The sequence below is a fragment of the Halomonas salipaludis genome (assembly GCF_002286975.1).
Classification (GTDB): Bacteria; Pseudomonadota; Gammaproteobacteria; order Pseudomonadales; family Halomonadaceae; genus Franzmannia; species Franzmannia salipaludis.
This window is the reverse complement of the sequence record NZ_NSKB01000022.1, coordinates 1-18,078: the sequence shown is the minus strand read 5'-3', so window position 1 is coordinate 18,078 and position 18,078 is coordinate 1. Positions and strand designations below refer to the sequence as shown.

General features: G+C 65.8%; 14 protein-coding genes. 7 read left to right on the top strand and 7 right to left on the bottom strand.

The features are described from left to right. Window positions 1-480 precede the first annotated feature (480 nt). The 4 genes from CK498_RS25405 to CK498_RS25390 are packed head-to-tail and all read right to left on the bottom strand — an operon-like array spanning window position 481 to window position 6,219. Entirely contained in the window at window positions 481-3,360 is a 2,880-nt protein-coding gene (locus CK498_RS25405; protein ID WP_095623634.1) for an FAD-binding and (Fe-S)-binding domain-containing protein, read from the bottom strand. After that, window positions 3,357-4,028 (bottom strand): LutC/YkgG family protein, encoded by a 672-nt coding sequence (locus CK498_RS25400; protein WP_095623633.1) that lies wholly within the window; start codon window positions 4,026-4,028, stop codon window positions 3,357-3,359. The genes CK498_RS25405 and CK498_RS25400 overlap by 4 nt, the downstream gene beginning before the upstream one ends. Continuing rightward, window positions 4,025-5,467: a LutB/LldF family L-lactate oxidation iron-sulfur protein gene (locus tag CK498_RS25395; protein ID WP_095623635.1), complete on the bottom strand. Its 1,443-nt coding sequence runs from the start codon at window positions 5,465-5,467 to the stop codon at window positions 4,025-4,027. The genes CK498_RS25400 and CK498_RS25395 overlap by 4 nt, the downstream gene beginning before the upstream one ends. Further along, window positions 5,464-6,219 (bottom strand): (Fe-S)-binding protein, encoded by a 756-nt coding sequence (locus CK498_RS25390; protein ID WP_095623632.1) that lies wholly within the window; start codon window positions 6,217-6,219, stop codon window positions 5,464-5,466. Before CK498_RS25390 ends, CK498_RS25395 begins: the two co-directional genes overlap by 4 nt. A 382-nt stretch (window positions 6,220-6,601) precedes the next feature. On the opposite strand from CK498_RS25390, the gene CK498_RS25385 reads away from it, so the two are divergent. The 4 genes from CK498_RS25385 to CK498_RS25370 all read left to right on the top strand — a co-directional run bounded on the left by CK498_RS25385 (window position 6,602) and on the right by CK498_RS25370 (window position 11,713). After that, window positions 6,602-7,378 carry a GntR family transcriptional regulator gene (locus tag CK498_RS25385; RefSeq protein ID WP_095623631.1) on the top strand — a complete coding sequence of 259 codons (777 nt, stop codon included), beginning with the start codon at window positions 6,602-6,604 and terminating at the stop codon, window positions 7,376-7,378. Beyond that, window positions 7,371-9,275, top strand: coding sequence for a sensor histidine kinase (locus CK498_RS25380; RefSeq protein ID WP_229359222.1), 1,905 nt, complete (start codon window positions 7,371-7,373; stop codon window positions 9,273-9,275). Before CK498_RS25385 ends, CK498_RS25380 begins: the two co-directional genes overlap by 8 nt. Next, window positions 9,268-10,647, top strand: a complete 1,380-nt coding sequence (locus CK498_RS25375; RefSeq protein WP_095623629.1) for a sigma-54-dependent transcriptional regulator — start codon at window positions 9,268-9,270, stop codon at window positions 10,645-10,647. Before CK498_RS25380 ends, CK498_RS25375 begins: the two co-directional genes overlap by 8 nt. 268 nt (window positions 10,648-10,915) lie before the next feature. Continuing rightward, window positions 10,916-11,713 (top strand): SGNH/GDSL hydrolase family protein, encoded by a 798-nt coding sequence (locus tag CK498_RS25370; RefSeq protein WP_095623628.1) that lies wholly within the window; start codon window positions 10,916-10,918, stop codon window positions 11,711-11,713. Between the two features lie 64 nt (window positions 11,714-11,777). Here the strand turns inward: CK498_RS25370 and CK498_RS25365 are convergent, their stop codons facing one another. The 3 genes from CK498_RS25365 to CK498_RS25355 form a co-directional block, all read right to left on the bottom strand. Continuing rightward, on the bottom strand, window positions 11,778-12,464 hold the full coding sequence (locus CK498_RS25365; RefSeq protein WP_095623627.1) for a metal-dependent hydrolase: 687 nt from the start codon (window positions 12,462-12,464) through the stop codon (window positions 11,778-11,780). A gap of 83 nt (window positions 12,465-12,547) precedes the next feature. Continuing rightward, window positions 12,548-13,090 carry a gamma carbonic anhydrase family protein gene (locus CK498_RS25360; protein WP_095623626.1) on the bottom strand — a complete coding sequence of 181 codons (543 nt, stop codon included), beginning with the start codon at window positions 13,088-13,090 and terminating at the stop codon, window positions 12,548-12,550. A 37-nt stretch (window positions 13,091-13,127) separates the two neighbouring features. Then, window positions 13,128-14,468, bottom strand: a complete 1,341-nt coding sequence (locus CK498_RS25355; protein WP_095623625.1) for a sodium-dependent transporter — start codon at window positions 14,466-14,468, stop codon at window positions 13,128-13,130. A gap of 142 nt (window positions 14,469-14,610) precedes the next feature. Here CK498_RS25355 and prlC point away from each other — a divergent pair, with 142 nt between their 5' ends. The 3 genes from prlC to CK498_RS25340 all read left to right on the top strand — a co-directional run. Further along, window positions 14,611-16,662 carry an oligopeptidase A gene (gene prlC / locus CK498_RS25350; RefSeq protein ID WP_095623624.1) on the top strand — a complete coding sequence of 684 codons (2,052 nt, stop codon included), beginning with the start codon at window positions 14,611-14,613 and terminating at the stop codon, window positions 16,660-16,662. A gap of 12 nt (window positions 16,663-16,674) precedes the next feature. Beyond that, window positions 16,675-16,920 (top strand): YheV family putative zinc ribbon protein, encoded by a 246-nt coding sequence (locus CK498_RS25345; RefSeq protein WP_095623623.1) that lies wholly within the window; start codon window positions 16,675-16,677, stop codon window positions 16,918-16,920. Between the two features lie 383 nt (window positions 16,921-17,303). Next, a partial coding sequence (locus tag CK498_RS25340) for a TAXI family TRAP transporter solute-binding subunit (protein ID WP_407645923.1) occupies window positions 17,304-18,078 on the top strand: 775 nt, incomplete at its 3' end.

Genomic DNA, 18,078 nt, shown 5'->3' with positions numbered 1-18,078 from the left:
AAACGTTTACTCAATTCCGATCCGAAGATCGGTGACGAGTCGCTTGCCTTGATGATGTGGTGACTGATCACCTCGTCATCGACAAGCGCCCACATGAATTACCTGATCGATTGTTAAAGAGCGTCTCGCTGTTGCCGTGGCTCGTGAAGAGCCGCCGGCGCCCGACGAGGAAGGCGTATTCTACAGAAGCAGCGTGGCGTGTCAAGCCGTGGCGGGGCGCGTCATATCGATAGAACCGATCTCGTCGCGTCCTGCCAGGCGTCTTGCGACGCGCTGCCGAGTGGTGCGCATTCTACCGTCTCCGGCGGGTCTGTCAATCGCTTTCTCTTTTGTATCGACAAGAAAAAACCCAACAAAACCAACTGCTTGCACCTCTCTCCACCGCCACCAACGTATGCCCGTCGGCAGCAGCGGATGCGTACTTTACGGCTTTACCTTGGGGCCCGCAAGCCCTCGGCGAAGAAAAACTTCACGCGACTGTCACTCTCTCGACATCGTTGCTGAAGCGGGCTGCGCGCGACTGGCGCGATCCAGCAGCGACAGCACCGAGCGGTAGGGAATACCACTGTGCTGAGACAGCCCGATCTCGCAGGTACGTGAATTGGAATAACCGGCACTACAGCCCTCTACCTGGCCCGCCAACCCCTGTAGCGCCGAGGCATTCAGCTCGGGCGTGGCGAATCCCTTGTCGCCGGCAAAGCCACAGCAGGTGATCTCGGCGGGCACCACCACTTGCGTGGCACAGGCCCGCGCCAGCGCCACGAACTTGTCGGCCAGTCCCATGCGTGTACTGGAGCAGGTCACGTGCACCGCCACTTTCTCGTCGAGCGGTTCGATCTCGAGCCGGTCCAGCAGGTGGTCATGGGCAAACGCCACCGGCTCCTGCAGCGACAGCCGCCCATCGAGATGCTCGCGGGCGTGCAGGCTACAGGGGCTGGTGTCGCAGAGGATCGGATAGCGACCATTGTGGCTCGCCGCCAGCAGCTCGCGATTGAGCTCCCGCGCCTTGTGCTCGGCCTCGTCGAACTGCCCCTTGGACGCAAACGCCATGCCGCAGCACAGGTGGCCAGGGATTGCCGGGATGATCACCTCGAATCCCGCCTTGTCGAGCAGCGACAGGGTGATCTCCATGATCGAACGGGTCTCGTCGTCATGTCGCGAGGCACCGAACACCCGCGTCGCGCAGGCTGGCAGGTAGACCACCTTGTCGCGACCGCCATCACCGCGCTTGGCCGCACGCTCGAGCACCTTGATCGATGCCGCTCGTGGCAGACTCGGCATCCACTGCGGCAGCCGTTCACCGGAGAGCTTGCGCAATCCGCCACTAACCGTCGTCATACCACGCTCACCAAGCACCGCCTGGCCGGCACCGGCGATGTTGAGCGCACCGCGGGCCACACGGGTAGCGCCGGAGAAGTGCCGCCCGATTCGCCGCGCCATATCGGCCTGGCCAAGGTTGCGCTCGCGGCGCAGCCCGCGCACCAGGTCGCCGGTATTGATACCCACCGGACACTGGGTGGCGCAGAGGCCATCGGCGGCACAGGTGTCGATACCTTGATAGTCGTAGTCTGCCAGCAGGACATCATGACGCTCACGTTCGGCAGCGCTGGCGCCGCTGCCCAAGGCGTCGAGTCGCGCCAGCTCGCGCCACACCACGATGCGCTGCCGCGGCGTCAGGGTCAGGTCCTTGGAGGGGCACACCGCCTCGCAGAAACCGCACTCGATGCACTTGTCGACCAGCGGGTCGGCCGCCGGCAGCGGCTTGAGGTTCTCCAGGTGCAGGGTCGGATTACGGCTCAGGATGACCTCGGGGTTGAGCAGGTTATCGGGGTCGAACAGCGCCTTTATCTGCCACATCAGCTGGTAGGCGTCGCTGCCCCATTCGAGCTCGACGTAGGGCGCCATATTGCGCCCGGTGCCGTGCTCGGCCTTGAGCGAGCCGCCATACTCGACGCCGACCAGCTGCGCCACCTCGTCCATCAGCGCCTGGTAGCGCTCGACCTCACCAGGCTTCTCGAAGCCCTGGGGGAATACGAAATGCAGGTTGCCCTCCAGGGCGTGGCCGAACAGGATCGTTTCCGAGTAGCCGTGCTTGTGGAACACCTCGGTCAGCGCCGCCACGCCTTCGTCGAGGCGCTCGATCGGGAAGGCGACGTCCTCAATGACCACCGTGGTACCGGTATCGCGCACCGCCCCAACCGCCGGGAACAGCCCCTTGCGGATCTTCCAGTAGAGATCGTACGTCGTCGCTTCACGGGTAAACGCCAGCGGCTCCAGGGTCTTGACGCCTTCAAGAGTGGAATGCACCGCCTGCATACGCGCCTCGAGCTCAGAGTCGCTGTTGGCACGCACGTCGATCAGCAGCGCGGCAGCGCCGTCGGGCAGCGTCTTGAGCACCTCGGGCATGCCCGGCTTGTCCTGCACCGAGCGCAGCGCGGCACGGTCCATCAGCTCCACCGCCGAGACCGGGGCCTGCTTGAGGGCGATGGTCGCCCGGCAGGTGGTCTGCATGTCGGGAAAGAAGGCCAGCGCCGCGGCCTTCTCGGTCTCGTCGACCACGGTGTCGTAGGTGATCGCACTGATGAAGCCGAGGGTGCCCTCGGAGCCGATCATCAGGTGCTTGAGAATCTCGATGCCGTCGCGGTAATCCACCAGGCTGTTGAGCGCATAGCCGGTGGTGTTCTTGAGGCGATACTTATGACGGATCCTGGCGGCCAGCGCGGGGCTGCTGCGGGTCTCGACGGAGAGCCACTCGAGGCTCGCCAGCAACTCACCGTGGGAGGCCTTGAAGGCAGCTACGCTGTTGTGGTCGGCGGTATCCAGCAGCGCGCCATCGGCCAGCATCACGCGGATGTCGCGCACAGTGCGATAGCTGTTCTGGGCGGTGCCACAGCACATGCCGGATGCGTTGTTGGCGGCAATACCGCCGATCATGCAGCTGTTGATGGACGCCGGGTCGGGGCCGATCTTGCGCTGATAGGGCGCCAGCAGCTGGTTGGCACGCGCACCGATTACCCCCGGCTGCAGGCGAATCGCCGCGCCATCGTCGAGAATCTCGTGGCCACGCCAGGCGCGCCCCAGCAGGATCAGCACCGAGTCGGTCACCGCCTGCCCGGACAGCGAGGTCCCCGCAGCACGGAACGTCACCGACAGCCGGCGCGCATGACACTGAGCCAGCACTTCGCCCAGCTCGGCCTCGCTCTCGACGCGCACGATCAGCCGTGGAATCAGTCTGTAGAAGCTGGCGTCGCTGCCGTAGGCCAGGGTCCGCAGCGGGTCGTCGATCAGCCGCTCGGCGGGAATGCCTTGGGCCAGGGCCGCCTTGAGGTCGGCCCAGGCGTTCACATCTATATCACTCATGCCGGCACCTCCCCGGTGTGGCGAACGATGACCACCAGCGCCTTGGGGCCATGTACCCCATAGGCAAGGGTCTGCTCGATATCGGCGGTCTTGCTGGGACCGGAGATCAGCAACGCGTTGGTTGGCATGCCCTGCGCCCAGGCATTGCGCTCCACCACGTCGAAGAAGGTGTCTTCGATGCTGTCGGCGTCGAGCACGGCGATATGAGTCGGCGGCACCAAGCTGATCAGGCGCGGCTCGTCGGAGGTCGGCCACAGCCACAGACTGCCGGTCTCGGCGATGCCGCCGCGGGTCGAGGTCAGCCCGGCGTCCACCGACTCGAACTGCTCGCGCTGCCACGCTTCGATGTCGCGATCGACGTCGACCAGCTCGACGCTGTGGTCAGCCAGGGCGCGCCGCGCCTCGGCGGCAACCGGGTGCTCGCGCCCCAGCGCCAGCCGCGCAATACCCTTGGCGGCCAGCACCTTGGCGAGCGTCTCTGTCCAGCCCGCCTGAGTGGTATGCATCACTTCGCCGTGCACCGAGCCGATCAGCTGCTCGAAGCGTGCCAGCCGCTCGCTGGCGTCCCAGCCGCGGCCGGTGACCACCGCAAAGTCGCTCGCCGGCGCCGTCAGCGGCCCGTCGCTGCGCTCGCGCAGGCGCTTGAGAATCGTCTCGCGACTACTCATGATTCACCCTCCCCACGGCGGTAACGCTTGACCAACGCATGCAGCGAAGCCTTGGCCGGCTTGGGCGCGGTGCGATGGTCGGTCCACGGACCGAGACTCGAGGGCACCAGCTTGTGCAGCTTGCCGGCCAGCGCCGTGGAGCGCCGCCAGGCGGCAGGGTGCGTGGCCAACCACTGAAAGCCCTTCCAGGCCGCCACCTCCTTGGCGCTGCGTTTGACGCCGGCCCCCGGCACGTTGCCTCGTCCTTCGCCGACCGACTCCTTGCGCAGCCGCACCAGCAGGTCGGGAATCGGAATCTTGACCGGGCACACCTCGCCGCAGGCGCCGCACAGGCTCGACGCCGTGGGCAGATCCTTGGTCTCTTCCAGGCCCAGCATATGCGGCATCAGGATACTGCCGATAGGGCCTGGATAGGTGGTGCCGTAGGTATGGCCACCGACCCGGGTATACACCGGGCAGTGGTTCATGCAGGCCCCGCAGCGGATGCAGCGCAGGGTATCGAGCAGTTCATCGTCCTGATAGATGCTCGAGCGGCCGTTGTCGACCAGCACCAGGTGCACCTCGCGGGGCCCGTCGTGCTCGTCTGACTTGCGCGGCCCCGAGATCATGTTGAAGTAGGTGGTAACGTGCTGCCCGGTGGCCGAGCGGGTCAGCAGCGCATACAGCGGCGGCACGTCGCGCAGCTGTTCGACAACTTTCTCGATGCCGGTCACGGCGATATGCACCGGCGGCACCGTGGTGGTCATGCGGCCGTTGCCCTCGTTCTCCACCAGGCACAGGGTGCCGGTCTCGGCGACCGCGAAGTTGACCCCGGAGACGCCCACGTCGGCGGCCATGAAGCGCTCGCGGAGCTGCTGGCGCGCCGCCGCGGTCATGTAGTCGACGTCGCGGGTGCGCTCGGTGCCGGTCTTGGTGTGCATGATCTCGGAGATCTCATCGGTATTCAGATGGATCGCCGGCATGATGATATGTGACGGCGTCTGCTCATTGAGCTGCACCAGATACTCGCCGAGATCCGACTCCAGGGCCTCGATGCCGGCCCGCTCGAGGTGGGCGTTGAGGTGCATCTCCTCGGAGACCATCGACTTGCCCTTGATCACCGCGCGGGCGTCGTGGGACTGGCAAATCTCACCGATGATGCGGCACGCCTCGTCGCCGTCTGACGCCCAGTGCACCTGGATGCCGTTGGCCTGGCAGTTGGCCTCGAGCTGCTCGAGCAGGTCGGGCAGCTTGGCCAGGGCGCGCAGGCGAATATTGGCGCCCAGCTCGCGCAGGGTCTCGAGGTCCCAGTCGCTGAACACGCCGCGCCGCTTGGCCATCAGGCCATCCATCGCGCGGCGGAAGTTGCCGCGGATCTGCGGATTGCCCAGCGCATCATGGGCCTGCCGGTGGAATTCCCGAGGCGTGTAGGTGTGTACCGCGTCGTCGACTGCGCTCATGAGGTTCTCCGCCATAGATAGCTGGCGATATGCTCGCCTTTGACATCCTTGCCCTGGTGCGCGAAGCGCCCGGCAATGTTCATCAGGCAGCCGCAGTCAGAGGTCACGAAGCGCTTGGCGCCGGTAGCCTCGATGGCCTGAGTCTTGTCTTCGACCATGGCCGCCGAAACCTCGGGATGGCGTACCGCAAAGGTGCCGCCGAAGCCACAGCACTCGCTGGCCCGCACCTGCTCCACCAGTTCGACCTGGCCCAGCTTGGCGAGCAGCGCCGGACCGGTGTCGGCCAGGCCCATCTCGCGCCGCGCGCTGCATGAAGTATGCATGGCGACCGCCTCGGGCTCGCCGCGATCCTCGAGAGGCAGATGACAGACGTGAACCAGGAATTCGGTGAGCTCGAAGACCCGCCCTGCGACGTCACGAGCCAGCGCCTCGTCGACGCTGCCGGCGAACAGCTGGGGGTAGTGGGTGCGCATCATGCCGCCGCACGATCCGGACGGCACGATGATCGGCCACGGCTCAGAAAACAGGCCGAGCTGCGCCCGTGCCACCTCGCGGGCTTCATCGTGGTAGCCGGAGGTATAGGCCGGCTGACCGCAGCAGGTCTGGTCGTCGGGAAAGATCACCTCGATGCCTTCGCGCTCCAAAAGGCGAATGGCATCGAGCCCCGCCTCGGGGTAGAACATATCGATCAGACAGGTACCGAAGAGATAGACCTTTTCCGGCCTCGGGGGGTAAAGCTTGACTGCTGCCATGGCTATGTCTCCTCACCAAGCCCCCACGACATATCCTTGCCTGCATCACCGCATCAGGCGTAGGACGTCATCGACCGCCGGTGAACATCATGGTTAATTGGTAAAACCAATTTACGATTTTTTATCGAAGCACCTTAGGCGGCGCACTATTCGAGTGTCAAATGCGTCGCGCCATTTTGCCCACTCGACGCCTTTATACTTTGGTATCAGCGGCACGACCGCAAGCTCAAGCGCTTGAAAACACGCCAGATATTGCCTGGCGTCGGAATTGCACCGAGGCCGCATGATAGCCTAGAATTGGTAATACCAATTTCCGCCAGACAGCGGATGACGTTTTTGTCACAATCACGCCCACGCTCAATTCACCCCGCGAGAGCTCCTCATGGCCTACCAACCCGTTCGACAGCCGCGCATCGCCGATGTGATCACCGAGCGGCTCGAGGCAATGATTCTTGAAGGTAGCCTCAAGCCCGGCCACCGGCTACCGCCTGAGCGCGAGCTGGCCGAACGTTTCGGTGTATCGCGGCCTTCGCTACGCGAGGCGATCCAGAAACTCGCCGCCCGCGGGCTGCTGTCGAGCCGCCAGGGTGGCGGCACCTTCGTCAGTGAGAGCCTCAACAGCCGCTTCAACGACCCGCTGCTGGAGACCCTCAGCCGCCACAGCGAATTCAATCTCGACCTGCTCGAGTTCCGCGATGCCATGGAAGGCATCTCCGCCTACTACGCCGCACTGCGCTCGACCCCCGCCGACAAGGCGCTGCTGGTGCAGCGCTACGAAGAGCTCGACGCCTCTTTCATGGGTCGCAATCCGGGGCTCGAGGCCAAGGCCGACGCCGCCTTTCACCTGGCCATCGCCGAGGCCGCCCATAACGTGATGCTGCTGCACACCATACGTAGCACCTTCCACCTGCTCGAGAAGAGCATCGTCGACAGCCTGGCGCACCTGTTCCAGCGCCCCGATGCCCGCACCACTCTGATGGAGCAGCACCGTGCGCTGCTCGACGCCATCCTCGAGGGCCGCGCCGAAGATGCCCGGGCGCGCGCCCACGAACACCTGGTATTCGTCGAGGAGGGACTGCTCGAGATGGAGCGCGCCGAGACTCGTGCCCAGCGCGCCCTGCGCCGCGCCCAGGCAATGCCCGAGCGTGCCAGTGGCTAATCGCCGCCCTTCACGCTGGCGCCGCTGGCTATGGCTGCTGGCACCGCTCGGCTTGGCACTGGTGGTATGGCAGGCCGCCACGGTGGCCCGCGACCAGGCTCTGCAGACCTTGCGCGACGAGGCCGAGAACGAGCTGCGCCTGTCGGCTACCGGCCTCGAGGGGCACCTGTCGCGCCACGACTATCTGCCCGAGCTGCTCGCCTCGCGCAGCAGCGTGCGCGACTTCCTCGCCGACCCCGACGCCCACGATCCGATGCCGATCAACCTGATGCTGGATCGCTTCCGGGCCACCGCCGACGTCTCCGACATCTACCTGCTCGACCACTTCGCCAATACGCTGGTGGCCAGCAACTGGCACATGCCCAACACCTTCATCGGCCAGAACTACGCCTTCCGCAGCTACTACCAGGACGCCATCGACGGCGGCCTGGGCCGCTTCCACGGGCTCGGCGTGCAGTCGCTGGAGCGCGGCTACTACTTCTCCGCCCCGGTGCACCTCGGCGAGGAGGACAGCCGCCCCGACGGCGTGATGGTGGTCAAGGTGCTGCTCGACGCCGTGGAGGAGAGCTGGGCCGAGCAGAATGCCGAGCTGCTGGTCACCGACCAGGACGACATCATCTTCATGGCCAGCCGCCCGGAACTGCGCATGCGCGCCATGCAGCCGCTCTCCGACGAGGAACGTCGCGCCCTGCTGCGCACCCGCCGCTATGCCGATGAGCCGCTCTCTGCCGCCGGCATTCAGACCCTCGACCGACGCCGTGACGGCAGCCAGCTGGTGAGCTTCGACGACGGCCCACTGACCGAGCAGGAGTACCTGCTGCTGAGCCGCCACCTGCCCGAGTTCGGCTGGACAATGCACATTCTCAAGCCAAAGCGCCAGGTGGAGCGCGCCCAGTGGCAGGCTGGCCTGCTGGCCGGCGGCCTCTACGGCGTGGTGGTATTCGCCGGCGGCTTTGGCTGGCAGCGGCTACGCCTGCGCCGCGAGCGCGAGGAGTTCGCCGAGCGTGAGCGCCAGACCCTGGCCCGCGCCCGCGACGAACTCGAGCGCAACGTCGAACGCCGTACCCGCGACCTGCTCGACTCCAACCAGCGCCTCTCCGCCGAGATCGAGGAGCGCCGCCGCGCCGAAGCCAACCTGCGCCAGACCCGTGACGAACTGGTCCAGGCCACCAAGCTCGCGGTGCTCGGCCAGCTGGCCGCGGGCATCAACCATGAGCTCAACCAACCGCTGGCGGCGATCCGCGCCTACGCCGAGAACGCCCGCACCTTCCTCGCCCACCAGCGCCCCGAGGCCGCCGGCGACAATCTCGAACAGATCGTCGAGCTGACCGCGCGCATGGCCGAAATCAGCGCCCAGCTGCGCCAGTTCTCGCGCAAGAGCGGCGAGACCCTGACCGCGGTCTCGGTGCCGGCCTGCTTCGACTACGCGCTGCGCCTCTATCAGGCGCGGCTCAGCGCCGCCAACGTGCAGGTCGAGCGCCGCTTCACCGAGCAGGAGGTATGGGTGCGCGCCGACCTGGTGCGCCTCGAGCAGGTGCTGGTCAACCTGATCGGCAATGCCCTGCAGGCGATGAGCGAGACCCCTGACCCGCGACTCACGCTGAGCGTCGAGCGCCACGGCGATGAGGTACTGATCGGCGTTGCCGACAACGGTCCGGGTATCGCCGAGGAGCACCTCGGCCGGCTGTTCGAGCCATTCTTCACCACCAAGTCCCCCGGCAACGGCCTGGGGCTGGGACTGTCGATCTCGTCGCGCATCATCGACGATCTCGGCGGCTCGCTGAACGCCATCAACCGCCCAGCGGGCGGCGCGCTGTTCACCATCCGCCTGCCCGCCGATGCCGCAAGCGACTCGCGCAACACCCTCACCCAGCAGGAGTCCACTCCCCATGCATGAGCCGGCGCCGCCCCCGGTCCTAATCATCGACGACGAGCAGCACCTGCGCATCACCGCCAGCCAGACCCTCGAGCTGGCCGGCTATGCCCCTGAGGCCCACGCCAGCGCCGAGGCCGCGCTGGAGGTGCTGGCGCCGGACTTCTCCGGGGTCGTAGTCAGCGACATCCGCATGCCGGGCATGGACGGCATGGCGCTGCTCCGCGAGGTACGGCGCCGCGATCCCGATATGCCGGTGATCCTGATCACTGGCCACGGCGACATCTCCACCGCGGTGGAGGCGATGCGCGAGGGCGCCTGGGACTTCCTGGAGAAGCCGTTCGCCGGCGAGCGGCTGGTGGAAATGGTCCGTCGCGGCGTCGACAAACGCCGCCTGAGCCTCGAGAACCGTGAGCTCAAGGCCGAGCTCGAGGCCCAGCAGTCGGCGCCCGGTCCGCGGATCGTGGGACGCACCGGCGTCATGCAGCGGCTCGCTTCGATGGTCCAGCGCATCAGCCAGGTCGAGGCCGACGTGCTGCTGTTCGGCGAGACCGGAACCGGCAAGGACCTGGTGGCGCGCTCGCTCCACGAGCGTAGCGCTCGCAGCGGTCGCCCCTTCGTCGCCATCAACTGCGGGGCGGTGCCCGAGAGCATCATCGAGTCGGAGCTGTTCGGCCACGAGAAAGGCGCCTTCACCGGCGCCGTGGAGCGACGCATCGGCAAGTTCGAGCACGCCAACGGCGGTACCGTGTTCCTCGACGAGATCGAATCGATGCCGCTGGCCCTGCAGGTCAAACTGCTGCGGGTGCTGCAGGAGCGCTGCATAGAGCGGCTCGGCGCCAACGAGCCGGTGGCGCTGGATATCCGCGTGATCGCCGCCACCAAGGTCGACCTCAGGGCCGCCGCCGAGGCCGGCGACTTTCGCGAGGACCTCTACTACCGGCTCGACGTGGTGACCCTGCCGATCCCGCCGCTGCGCGAACGCCGCGAAGACATCCCACTGCTGTTCCAGCACTTCGCGGTGGTCGCCGCCAACCGCAGCGGCCTCGAGGCGCCGCCGGTGGACAACGCCGGCATGTCGGTACTGATGGCCCACGACTGGCCGGGCAACGTGCGCGAACTGCGCAACCTGGCCGAGCGCTACGTGCTGCTGGGCGCCACCTGCGACTATCGCCTCGACGCGCTGCTCGCAGGCATCGAGCCAGGGCCCGGCGACATGGCCCTGCCACAGCAGGTCGAGCTGTTCGAGAAGAGCCTGATCAGCCAGTCGCTGGCCAGCCACCGCGGACGCATCCCCGAGGTCTGTGAACACCTCGGCCTGCCACGCAAGACGCTCTACGACAAGCTCAAGAAGTATGCCCTCAAGGCCGACGACTACCGCCAGGCCACACCTTGAACGTCAGCGAAACTTACCCAGGCGGCCGCGTTACTGCCACGCATGTGAACAGCGCGGGATTCCGCACATGCGCGCCAAACAGCTGTGCGAATCTCCGCACGAGCATGGCAATCACAGCCTAGACGTTCGTCGCAAAATACGCTTAGAGCCTATTGATTTAAAAACAAATCGATTAATACGGCATGCAGGATGCTAATACATACTATATCCGCCATGCTAAGCATGACGGATATCACCCCATAACCATAATGTTCAGAGGAAACAAACGATGCTGCCACGCCATGCCAAGCACTTCAGTACGGTAATACTCCTAGCCATCGCGGCCGGTACCGTGAGTGCAGATACCTCACCTGCAATAACCAGCCCCACCTCGCAGAACCCTGCCCAGATCCTATACGTAGGTAACAGCTATTTTTACTACAACAATAGTTTGCACAACTACGTGAGACGCATGGCAGTCGCCGCCTACCCGGACATGGAGGATCGCTTGAACTCAAAGTCCGCCACCATATCCGGCGCCTACCTGGCACAGCATGATGTAACCAGCTACCTGTTTCCCGGCGCCCTCGGACTGAGCGATCCCTTCGATCTCGTCATTTTGGGTGGGCACAGCACGGCCAGCCTCACGCCAGAAAAGCAGGAAGCCTTCCGTGTCGCCGTCACCGCACATGATGCCGCGATCAAGGCTAGCGGCGCCCAGACGGTGCTCTACATGACGCCTGCCTACAACGAATACCATAGTAACTTTGATCCCGAGATGCAGGACAAGGTGGATGAACTGTATACACGAGTCGGCAACGAAGTGGACGCTTTGGTCATCCCCGCCGGGTTGGCATTCGCTAAAGCCTACGAGCAGCGTCCCGACATCGAGCTTCATGTCGACTACGATGGCAGCCACCCCACCCCGCTTGGCTCATACCTCGCCGCAGCGACGGTATTTGCGACGTTGTATGACACTCCCATCACCGGCAACCCCTACACCTATTACGGGTTGATCGACGAAGAAGATGCCGCTTTCCTGCAAGCCGTTGCCGAGGAAACGGTGGAGGAGTACTTCTCCCGGTAACCCGCCCCATCGGGCAACTCAGCTGCTACCCGATATCGGCCGCCTACCTCGATAGGCACAGCCCTCAACGCAGTAGCGCCGATAGCCACAAGGTGCCGCCCTGAGCGACCAACCCCAGCAATGAGGACAGCGGCGGCAGCCACGGCGCCAGGGCCGCCGCGCCCATCAGCATCAGCAGCGCGTGGCTCGGCTGGCGCAGGCTGCAGAGTTTGAGCGCCGTGCCGAACGAGCGCTTGATGCGGGCTCCAACCAGATCGACGCTGTACAGCTCATCGAGCAGCAGATGAATCACATAGCCCACTCCCAGCGCCAGGCCATAGGCCCAGGCCATGCCGGCACTCTGCTGTAGCAGCCGGTAGCTGAGCGCCGTGGTCACCAGACCGCATAGCGCGCCGGCCAACAGCGAGTGCCAACTGCCGCGGTGCACCGTGAAACGCGCAAAGACCAGCCCTGCCAGATAGCGCACCGCCAGGTAGAGGCCACCGCAGGCCGCCAGCAGCTGGCCCGGTGCCAGGCGATGCTGCAGCAGCAGCGCCCCGGCCACCACGGCGAGTACCGCCAGCAGGTTGAAGATCAGGCGGATGGCCCGCGAGTGGTCGGCATCGATATCCGGCAGGATCCCGCCCAGCGTCACCAGCGCGACCAGCGGCGCTCCGTCGGCAAAACCCCACAGGCCCGCCTGCCAGCCGCCATGGGCCAGCAGGGCGCCGCCGCCGGCGGCCACGCTGAAATGGGTGCGAAAGTCGGCCATGGACGGGCGCCAATACTGGATAAAATCCCAGATTATCGCCCGAACAGCCCAAGAAAAACAATCAGTTGTCGCTGCCCAGCTGGTTACTCGGCCAGATACTGGTCCTTGAGCTTGACGTAGTTGCCGGCGGTGTAGCCGAAGAAGGCGCGTTCGCTCTCCTTCAAGGCGCGCAGTGGCTTGGCCGGGTTGCCGGCGTAGACGTGGCCGCTGGCCAGGCGCTTGCCGGGGGTCACCACGGCACCGGCAGCGATGATCACCTCGTCCTCGACCACCGCACCGTCCATGACGATGGCACCCATGCCGACCAGGATGCGACTGCCCAGGGTGCAGCCGTGGAGGATCGCCTTGTGGCCGATGGTCACGTCGTCGCCGATGGTCAGCGGGTGGCCGCCGGGGTTGAAATCGCTGGCGTGGGTGATGTGCAGCACGCAGCCATCCTGGACGCTGCTGCGCGCGCCAATGCGGATAGAGTGCATGTCACCGCGCACCACCGCCATCGGCCATACCGAGCAGTCATCGCCCAGCGTCACGTCGCCGAGCACCAGGCTCAGCGGGTCGAGATAGACGCGCTCGCCCAGACGCGGAGTGTGGCCCTGGAAAGGGCGCAGGGCAGAGGGGTCGCTCATCGCAGCCTCCGGTCGTAGTGGGCCGCTGGCGGGCGGCTCAGATCAAGCCGCTCATCAGCACCAGCGCGGTCAGCGGAATCGATACCCAGCGTACCACGCCCTGCCATACCCGGAAGCCGACAGGCCCGGCGTCGAGGGCACGCAGCGCCATCTCGCGGGGCATCACCCAGGCGGCAAAGACCGCAATCAGCAGCCCGCCGATGGGCAGGAAGATCTCGCTGGGCACGCTGGAGACCAGCTCGAAGAAGTTCATGCCAGCCACGATATGCACGGCCTCGAGATGCGAGAACGACAGCACCGAGAGAATCCCGACCAGCCAAATGCTTACCGCAATCAGCGCCGTGGCGCGGCTGCGCCGCAGGCCCAGCCCCTGCAGGCCAGCGACCATCGGCTCGGCAAGGTTGATCGACGAGGTCCAGGTCGCCAGCAGCAGCAGCAGAAAGAACAAACCCAGCCACAGCGAGCCCCACGGCAGCTCGGCAAAGACGATCGGCAGGGTGACGAACATCAGCCCCGGGCCTTCGGCGGGGTCGATGCCCTGGGCGAACACCACCGAGAAGATCGCGATACCGGCGAGCAGTGCCACCAGCACGTCGAGCACCGCCACCGCGCCGGCGGCGCGCGGCAGGCTCTGATGGTCGGGCATGTAGGCGCCGTAGGCCATCAGCGCACAGGCGCCCACTGCCAGGGTAAAGAAGGCGTGGCCCATGGCGTTGAGCACCACGCCCACGCTGATGGCAGAGGGGTCGGGAGTGAACAGCCAGCGCAGCGCCGGGGCGAAGCCATCGGTGGTCGCGGCATAGCTGGCCAGCACCACCAGCAGCAGGTAGAGCAGCGGCATCATCAGGTTGTTGAGCCGCTCGAGGCCCTTGCTGACCCCCGCCGCCACCACCGTCATGGTCATCAGCAGAAACAAGGTGTGATTGAAGGTCATGCGCAGTGGGTCGGCGAGAAAGCCCTCGAAGAAGGCGCCGACCTCGGCCGGCCCCTGGCCAGCGAAATTGCCGTTGATCGCGGCAATCAGGTACTCGATCGACCAGCCCGAGACCACCGAATAGAACGACAGGATACAGAACACCGTCAGTGCCCCGAACAGCCCCAGCCAGCGCCACTGCTCACTGCTCCCGGCCTGGCGCGCCAGCACCGCCAGCGACTGGCTGGGGCTGCGCCGCCCGGCGCGGCCGATCATGATCTCGGCCATCATCACCGGCAGGCCGAGCAGCAGCACGAAGGCAATGTAGAGCAGCAGGAAGGCGCCGCCGCCGTTCTCGCCGGTCATGTAGGGGAAGCGCCAGATATTGCCCAGGCCCACCGCGGCCCCGGTGACCGCCAAAATGAAGGCGCGCCGTGAGCTCCAGCGTTCGCGTGTCTCGTACATCGGGTATTTCCTCATGGCCTCGCCGAACCGGTCGGCGGCGGAGGCGCAAGCCTACCAGCCCGCCCGGCGTCGGCCAATGCATTGAAACCCGTCGCCGCTGCCCACATCTAAGCGGGAAGACTCTTACACCGATGAGGTTCGCATGTCCCGCAATCCGCTGCTCGAACGCCACACCCTGCCGCCTTTCGCCGAGATTCAGCCCGAGCACGTGGTGCCGGCCATCGAGCGCCTGCTGGACGACAACCGCACCGCCATCGAACACCTGGTCGAGCGCGCCCGCCGCGAGTCACCTACCTGGGAAAACCTGGCCGCGCCGCTGGAGGCACTCAACGACCAGCTCGCCCAGGCCTGGTCGCCGGTCTCACATCTCAACGGCACCATGAACTCCGAGCCGCTGCGCGAGGCCTATCAGGCATGCCTGGCCAAGCTTTCCGAGTACAGCACCTGGCTTGGCCAGCACGAAGGGCTGTGCCAGGCCTACCAGGCGCTCAGGGACTCGCCCGCCTATGCGCGTCTCGACGAGGGCCAGCAGCGCTCGGTGGACAACACCCTGCGCGATTTCCGGCTCGCAGGCGTCGACCTGCCGGCCACCAAGAAGGCCCGCTACGGCGAGATCCAGGCGCGCCTCTCGGCGCTGGCCAACGGCTTCTCCAATAACCTGCTCGACGCCACCCAGGCCTGGCACAAGGACGTCACCGACGTCGCAGCCCTCGACGGCCTGCCCGACAGCGCCCTCGATACCCTACGCGCCAACGCCGAAGCCAAGGGCGTCGAAGGCTACCGCATCACCCTCGATTTCCCGAGCTTCTTCCCGGTGGTCAGCTACGCCCACGACCGCGAGCTGCGCCGCGAGGTGTATACCGCCTTCGTCACCCGCGCCTCCGACCAGGGCCCCGACGCCGGCAAGTTCGATAACGCACCGATCATCGAGGAGCTGCTGGCGCTGCGCCGCGAGCTCGCTGAGCTGCTCGGCTTCGCCAGCTACGCCGACTACTCGCTGGCCACCAAGATGGCCGACTCGCCCCAGGAGGTGCTCGACTTCCTCGGCGACCTGGCCCAGCGCGCCTACCCCCAGGCCCAGCAGGAGTATGCCGAACTGGCCGACTACGCCCGCGACGAGCTGGGCCTGACTGACCTGCAGCCTTGGGACATCGGCTACGCCAGCGAAAAACTGCGCGAGGCGCGCTATGCCATTTCCCAGGAGCAGTTGCGCCCCTATTTTCCGGCGCCGCGGGTGATCGATGGGTTGTTCAAGGTGGTCGAGACGCTCTACGGCGTAAGCTTCGAGGAGGACGCAGAGGCCCCCCGCTACCATCCCGACGTGCGCTACTACCGGATTCTCGAGCAGGGCGAGCCGATTGCCGGCTTCTACCTCGATCTCTACGCCCGTGAAGGCAAGCGCGGCGGCGCCTGGATGGACGAATGCCGCGTGCGCCGCGCCCGCGAGGACGGCCGTATCCAGCTGCCGGTGGCCTACCTGACCTGCAACTTCACCCGCCCGGTGGGCGACAAGCCGGCGCTGCTGACCCACGACGAGGTCACCACGCTGTTCCACGAGTTCGGCCACGGCCTGCACCACATGCTCACCAAGCAGCAGGTCGCCGACGTCTCCGGCATCAACGGCGTGGCCTGGGATGCGGTGGAGCTGCCCAGCCAGTTCATGGAGAACTTCTGCTGGGAGCGCGAGGGGCTCGACCTGATCGCCGGCCACGTCGACACCGCCGCCAAGCTGCCCGGCGAGCTGCTCGAGCGCCTGCAGGCGGCCCGCAACTTCCAGTCGGCGATGGGCATGACCCGCCAGCTGGAGTTCTCGCTGTTCGACTTCCGCCTGCACCTGGAGCTCGCCGCCCCCAGCGCCGCCGAGGTCCAGGCGCTGCTCGACGAGGTGCGCGACGGCCTGTCGGTGCTGCCCAAGGTCGACTTCAACCGCTTCCAGAACGGTTTCGGACATATCTTCGCCGGCGGCTATGCGGCAGGCTACTACAGCTACAAGTGGGCCGAGGTGCTGTCCGCCGATGCCTATAGCGCCTTCGAGGAGGCCGGCATCTTCGACGCCGACACTGGCGCGCGCTTCCGCCGCGAGATCCTCGAGCCGGGCGGCGCCCGCGATGCCGCCGAGCTGTTCCGCGCCTTCCGCGGTCGCGAGCCCAGCGTCGAGCCGCTGCTACGCCACACTGGCATCCGTGCCGCCTGACAGGAGGAGCCAATGGCTGTCCCAAAACGCTTTATCGCCGGTGCCATCTGTCCGCGCTGCGCCGCCATGGACCGGATCCGCGCCTGGGAGCAGCACGGCGTGCGCTACCGTGACTGCGTCGCCTGCGACTTCTTCGAGCAGCTGCCCATCGAGGAGTCGGCCGCGGATGAACTCGAGACCCGCGTCAACCGGGTTCGCGACGAGCAGGCCAGTAACGATGTCCAGACGGTAAGGATCCTCGATCCCAAGGACCGCTGAACGCCCTCCTGCCGCGCCGGGTGCGGCAATCCACACGGCACGCCTATTGCGCCTCCCGCTCGGGAGGCGCTTTCGCATGGGCATTGCAAACGTACAGGCCTACTACGTTATTGCGTCGCCTGGCGCCGCAATATGTGCGGATTTCCACACACCCCAGAACCACCACTGTGCGAACCCTCAGACAGGAGGTGACTAACAGGATTCAACTTTGGTGGAATGAAAAATCTTCAAACAATTGAATTAAAACTACTTTCCACACAAAGGCACAGGACTTGCTGCTTATAGGGGCGATATAGCAACACCTCAACGACAACGACACTGAGAGAGTCCCTATGACCGCTCCCAAGCACGCACTGCTTCGCACCGCTCCCCGCACCCTGGGCATGGCCCTGGCCTCCAGCGCCCTGATCGGCGGCCTGCTGGTCAGCGCCAGCGCCCAGGCTGACCGCGAAGGCTGGCCCGAGAGCTTCACCATGGGCACCGCCAGCCAGGGCGGCACCTACTACATCTACGGCTCCGGCTGGGCCAACCTGATCGCCGACGAGCTAGGCGACATGTCCGGCGGCGGCGAAGTGACCGGCGGCCCGACCCAGAACCTGGCACTGGTCCATAACGGCGATATCTCCTTCGGCATGGCCACCATGGGGCCGGCAGCCGACGCCATGAACGGTGAAAGCCCGCTGGCACCGGGTGTGGTGATGGACAACGCCTGCGCCATGTTCCCGATGTACGAGACGCCGTTCTCGATCACTGCGCTGTCCAGCTCCGGCATCGAGTCGATCTCCGAGATCCCCGACGGTGCGCGGATCGGCTTCGGTCCGTCCGGCTCGACCTCCGACACCTACTTCCCGGCGATCCTCGAAGAGCTGGGCATCGACTTCGAGCGCCGTAACGGCGGCTGGACCGACTTGGGTGGCCAGCTCCAGGATGGCCTGCTCGACGTCATCGCCTTCGCTGCGGGCATCCCGATCCCGGCGGTCAGCCAGCTCGAGGTGCAGACCGACGTCAACATCATCGAATTCACCGAGGAAGAGCAGCAGGCCGCCATCGCCGCCTTCCCGGTCTCCGAGTTCATGATCCCGGCCAATACCTACGAGACCCTCGAGGAAGACGCCCGCGCCGTGTCGATGTGGAACTTCGCCATCGCCGGCTGCGACC

Bases quoted from the DNA above. Each gene is read 5' to 3' on its own strand.
- CK498_RS25405 (WP_095623634.1), bottom strand. From the start codon at position 3,360: ATGAGTGATATAGATGTGAACGCCTGGGCCGACCTCAAGGCGGCCCTG.
- CK498_RS25400 (WP_095623633.1), bottom strand. From the start codon at position 4,028: ATGAGTAGTCGCGAGACGATTCTCAAGCGCCTGCGCGAGCGCAGCGAC.
- CK498_RS25395 (WP_095623635.1), bottom strand. From the start codon at position 5,467: ATGAGCGCAGTCGACGACGCGGTACACACCTACACGCCTCGGGAATTC.
- CK498_RS25390 (WP_095623632.1), bottom strand. From the start codon at position 6,219: ATGGCAGCAGTCAAGCTTTACCCCCCGAGGCCGGAAAAGGTCTATCTC.
- CK498_RS25385 (WP_095623631.1), top strand. From the start codon at position 6,602: ATGGCCTACCAACCCGTTCGACAGCCGCGCATCGCCGATGTGATCACC.
- CK498_RS25375 (WP_095623629.1), top strand. From the start codon at position 9,268: ATGCATGAGCCGGCGCCGCCCCCGGTCCTAATCATCGACGACGAGCAG.
- CK498_RS25370 (WP_095623628.1), top strand. From the start codon at position 10,916: ATGCTGCCACGCCATGCCAAGCACTTCAGTACGGTAATACTCCTAGCC.
- CK498_RS25365 (WP_095623627.1), bottom strand. From the start codon at position 12,464: ATGGCCGACTTTCGCACCCATTTCAGCGTGGCCGCCGGCGGCGGCGCC.
- CK498_RS25360 (WP_095623626.1), bottom strand. From the start codon at position 13,090: ATGAGCGACCCCTCTGCCCTGCGCCCTTTCCAGGGCCACACTCCGCGT.
- CK498_RS25355 (WP_095623625.1), bottom strand. From the start codon at position 14,468: ATGTACGAGACACGCGAACGCTGGAGCTCACGGCGCGCCTTCATTTTG.
- prlC (WP_095623624.1), top strand. From the start codon at position 14,611: ATGTCCCGCAATCCGCTGCTCGAACGCCACACCCTGCCGCCTTTCGCC.
- CK498_RS25345 (WP_095623623.1), top strand. From the start codon at position 16,675: ATGGCTGTCCCAAAACGCTTTATCGCCGGTGCCATCTGTCCGCGCTGC.